General features: G+C 36.5%; 6 protein-coding genes. 4 read left to right on the top strand and 2 right to left on the bottom strand.

The window, feature by feature from the left end; translation table 11 throughout:
• Positions 1-703: 703 nt before the first annotated feature.
• A complete protein-coding gene (locus AACX38_RS04935; protein ID WP_228865828.1) occupies positions 704-1,933 on the bottom strand; it encodes a DUF1266 domain-containing protein in 1,230 nt (409 codons plus the stop codon).
• 435 nt (positions 1,934-2,368) lie between these two features.
• Between AACX38_RS04935 and AACX38_RS04930 the strand changes: the two genes are divergently transcribed.
• On the top strand, positions 2,369-2,710 hold the full coding sequence (locus AACX38_RS04930) for a low molecular weight protein tyrosine phosphatase family protein (protein WP_228865827.1): 342 nt from the start codon (positions 2,369-2,371) through the stop codon (positions 2,708-2,710).
• Between the two features lie 466 nt (positions 2,711-3,176).
• Here the strand turns inward: AACX38_RS04930 and AACX38_RS04925 are convergent, their stop codons facing one another.
• Positions 3,177-3,368 (bottom strand): toxin-antitoxin system HicB family antitoxin, encoded by a 192-nt coding sequence (locus AACX38_RS04925; RefSeq protein ID WP_099110404.1) that lies wholly within the window; start codon positions 3,366-3,368, stop codon positions 3,177-3,179.
• A gap of 133 nt (positions 3,369-3,501) precedes the next feature.
• On the opposite strand from AACX38_RS04925, the gene AACX38_RS04920 reads away from it, so the two are divergent.
• The 3 genes from AACX38_RS04920 to AACX38_RS04910 form a co-directional block, all read left to right on the top strand.
• Positions 3,502-3,630 (top strand): hypothetical protein, encoded by a 129-nt coding sequence (locus tag AACX38_RS04920; RefSeq protein WP_255712291.1) that lies wholly within the window; start codon positions 3,502-3,504, stop codon positions 3,628-3,630.
• Positions 3,620-4,027 (top strand): hypothetical protein, encoded by a 408-nt coding sequence (locus tag AACX38_RS04915; RefSeq protein WP_228865826.1) that lies wholly within the window; start codon positions 3,620-3,622, stop codon positions 4,025-4,027. The genes AACX38_RS04920 and AACX38_RS04915 overlap by 11 nt, the downstream gene beginning before the upstream one ends.
• Positions 4,028-4,029: 2 nt before the next feature.
• A partial coding sequence (locus tag AACX38_RS04910) for a primase-helicase zinc-binding domain-containing protein (RefSeq protein WP_339385659.1) occupies positions 4,030-4,197 on the top strand: 168 nt, incomplete at its 3' end.

Here is a 4,197-nt window from a genome sequence, read left to right as displayed (position 1 = left end):
AAATTAAAAATTTTAATTAGAAAATATTACTTATAAAAACCTTTTCCACTAAATTGACTTTTATTTCGCATAAAATTTCCGTTTACTCGCACTTTTGAACATTTCAGATACAGTTCGTTTTTTTATCAATAATTCGATTCCATTTTTTAATTTTTCAAATAAAATCAATGAATTAAATTTATTAGTGCAAGTGGGATATTTTTTATTTAATTACATGTGTTTACTTTATAAACTCAATTGTTAGAAAAGCTGTTTATTTAGAGCTTTCCTCATAAAATTGGCTGAAAGTAAGTAAAAGACACTGATTTCTATCTCGTCATCTGACAATGCGCATATTAATATAATTAGGATTTTTGTATGAAGAGATGGTGAAGATTATCTAATTCAGCCTATTATATAAGCTGAAAAATAAACCTTATTTAATAACCGATAATTTTCTCATCTAACGGCATATACTGCCTGATTTATCGCCACTTAACTTGTTTTCACCCCATCTAATTCAGAATATCTGTATGAAATATCAATAGTGACATTTGAGAGATAATACGTTCACCAGGATTAAATATTTATTCAGGATAGTAATAAGATGCGATAATTTAGAGCAAAATTACGCCAGCTAGATAGTGCTGGCGTTTATACTTATATGGTTGCCGAAGTGGATTGCATAATCAGTGAACACAGATAGCAACTGGTTTTTGACGGCTTATGGCTCATCAGCCCTGACTTGTTCTCTAATGGCATCATGCACTTCATTAAAATTAACCTCAGCATCTGGGTTTTGTTCGGCTAAAACTTCAGTTAGTGCCTGAGCAAATGAGTGGGTTTCGATTGGTGGTAACTCGCTATTCCAATTGATCGCAACTGTTGGGCTATTCGGATCATTCAGCAGTGCACGAATAATACCAATATACTCGGACTGGCATTCAGCCCAGCCTTCATCAGTGGATGCCCAAAACCAGCGTGTGAGCGCAAAGTGGTACCACAGATCGTCCCATCCGCTATAAACCATTCGTAACAGTGGGGCGAGCATGAGCGTCCAGTTTTTAGCTTCCTGTTCCGTGATATATTGCAGTTTGCATCCGTTCAGGCACAACATACTGAAACGAACATAGTCCCATGCCAAATATTGGATATTTTGAATATCGTTTTCATTGTCATACATCATGGTATAACGCCAGATGATTTCCTGCTTATCGTATGCATTCATATCACTTTGCTGAATGCCCGCTAAAATTTCATCAAATTCCGGTTTTGATAATTCACTGAGTTCATCTCGCATCTTGTAATAATCAGCAGCATGCCCGTTAACCATTAGTTTAAATAACTGGAAAACTAGATCTTGCCGATTTTCAATTCCCCAGGCTGATGACAAACCAGCGTCATCCTCTTCTGGAGAATAATCATTACAACTCCATCCATTAAAGTAGGCATAGGGAGCACCTAGTATCATGCCCCAATCAGAGGTTAAAAAAGGCTGTGGATTATGAGGGAGATATATCTCGTTTCTTTCCTCTGGTAGATCATCTGTAGTTTGAGCCGAATTTTTTATATGTGTCAGGGTATCTTGATCAAAGATAATGTAATTATCACCATTGTAGATAACGAGATCACATTGAAACTCATCAATAAGATAGTACAAATGTTCAGCACCGAATTGATGAAGGTTTTCAGGATCATTATCGATAGATTCTGCATTATGCCATGAAGCCGGATTTTCTTCCGAAAGGTAAGCAACAATATAAGGTCTGAAATGAAACTCAGGATCTTGCTTTATCGAAAACGAGTAGGCACCTTTCTCCTCAGAAATGGGGCTGATAAGCCAAAAATCTGAGGAATGAAATAAATTTAAAAACTCAATAAAAAGTTTTCCCTTTTGCTCTTCTGATGTTGAATTATGCAATTCAATCCATGTATCTATTAATTTATCTGACATAAAAATAATATCCTGAATGAGTAATCGAAACCTATCTATATTATAAAATTAAAACTGTTTTTTTATGGCTTTAATTGAATGATAAACTATCTGATATAGGAAGAGTAGAAAAGAGAGTTAGTGTGTTCTTAATTAAGTTCATTATTCTAATGGTGAAATTTATATTTTACTAATATAAAATAAATAACTTATTATATTAATAATCCCAATTAATTATGTTTACCCACTGATTTTAATGAAATAGCGATAAACTGAAATTTTATTATTGGCTATTTACTTTCAGTACTATTAGCGTCCGATGGATTTAATAAAAATAAGGAATATATGGGTAATAGGTGAAATAGGAGCTTAGCAAAGAGTCAAACAATTAGCTATGATATACCCTCTCCCTCTGTTTAGTTATGTGGTGTTAACGCGGAATGCCCTTAAGGATTTATGAATATTTTATTTATTTGTAGTCGCAATCAATGGCGTAGTCCGACAGCAGAGCAAATATGGCGTAATGATGTAAACTGGTCTGTTCGATCTGCTGGTACAAGCAGTAGTGCCAAAAAGCAGGTGACACCTGATCTTATTCGTTGGGCTGATATTATTTGTGTCATGGAACAGAAGCATAAAAATCGGTTAAAAGCTGTGTTTTCCCGTTTGCTTACCTATAAGCCGATCCATGTTCTCGATATTCCTGATGATTATCTTTATATGGATCCACAGCTGATAAAGATTCTTGAAGATGTGGTTCCTGTTTATATAGCAAAAAATCACTATCTGAAATTTTAAACCCTGAGATAACAAAGGCGCTTCCCTTGTTCTCATGGCTTTTTACTTGTTTCCAAGTTTTCCCATTGCTTACTTGCTTATCTCCGACGGAGATAAGAATTTTTCCGTGTATAAATATTTGTATAAACAAAAATAAAAAAAGCACTTCCCCAAAAGATAAAGTGCTTTTTAAACAACATGTTACTAGACTAGGATTAGTTCATGCCGTACGAAATCTGCCAATCGTAGAAAATATAAATAATCCATATAGCCGTAAACCTGCCAATTAAATAATAACGTAATGGAAAAATTAACTGCCTTAATTGGTAGTGGACAAACTCACTCTAAAAATAATCTGATTTTTTCGGATAAGGGATGTGATGGCGGTTATTAACTATAAAGACTCCTTTTATTTAAGGAGTCACCAATTTGAGATAGTTACTTTTTTGAGAGGATTAATTAATAACTGGGTTTATTGCCGGGCGGCTCAACCTTTGGGTTCAATTCCCTGTGATTGTAATTCCTTACGGGCTAATTCCTTAAACCAATTTCCCAGACTCATGCCTTCATTTTTGGCTAATTCTGATAATTGTTTCTTAAATTCAGGCTGCATCCGTATTTGGAAAGCTGGCGCTTTGCCTTCACCTTTAGGGCTTTTATCTCTTTTTACCGTTGACATGTGTGTACCTATCGGAATAGTATCATATACATTAGGTACACACCTTATCACGGCAGAGCCTAATAGAACAACGCCCCACAGTGATCGCAACACATGTAGGGCGTCTGACCACAACATTATTGGAGCTAATGCTATGGCTGATACACAGTCTAACCAAACTCGCCTTAAATTTACATTCCTTATTACATCCGGCACTCAGCGGCTGGCTGATATGTCCTCTTTGATCTTCGCATTATGTCAGGGGGCATACCATGAGTCATAAACCTATCTCACTAAAACAGGCGTTATATCGTGCAGGTTTGGGTATTTCACTTTTCACGTTCATTACCAAAAAGGCCAAAGGTGAATGCGAAATCAATTTAAATAATCTGATTGCATTGGCACACGGCATTCATCAGGAGGTTTATCGCGACCTATCGAAACATGCCCCACAGAATCCAGTGAATAAATTAGTTAATTGCATTGTATACAGAAAATCCGATCCATTAGGCCAGGCTTCATTTCGTGCGGGTTTATGTACTTCTTTATATGAGGTCATTCTTGAGCAGGTCAGCCAACACTGTTCGGAAGAGTTACACGATTTGCTATCGCTAGCCTGTGATATTAATCAGGAAGTTTACTATTCGCTCTATGCAGCGGTTAATGGCGAGGACGAGTGATCATGAGTCAGGGAAATAATAATCAGAAAAGCCGCCCGTTAGATGTTATTCGAACAGTGAAAACATCAGCCATCAATCACTGGCAAAGCCTGTTGCCTGCTTGTGGTGTTGATGTTCCGGCAAAAGGCAAACACGGCGCTTGCCCGATTTGCGGCGGTACTGACCGCTTT

It is taken from the genome of Xenorhabdus sp. PB30.3 (assembly GCF_963895965.1).
In the GTDB taxonomy this organism is placed as follows: domain Bacteria; phylum Pseudomonadota; class Gammaproteobacteria; order Enterobacterales; family Enterobacteriaceae; genus Xenorhabdus; species Xenorhabdus stockiae.
The sequence above is the reverse complement of the archived record's forward strand: the minus strand, read 5'-3'. Positions and strand labels throughout refer to the sequence as shown.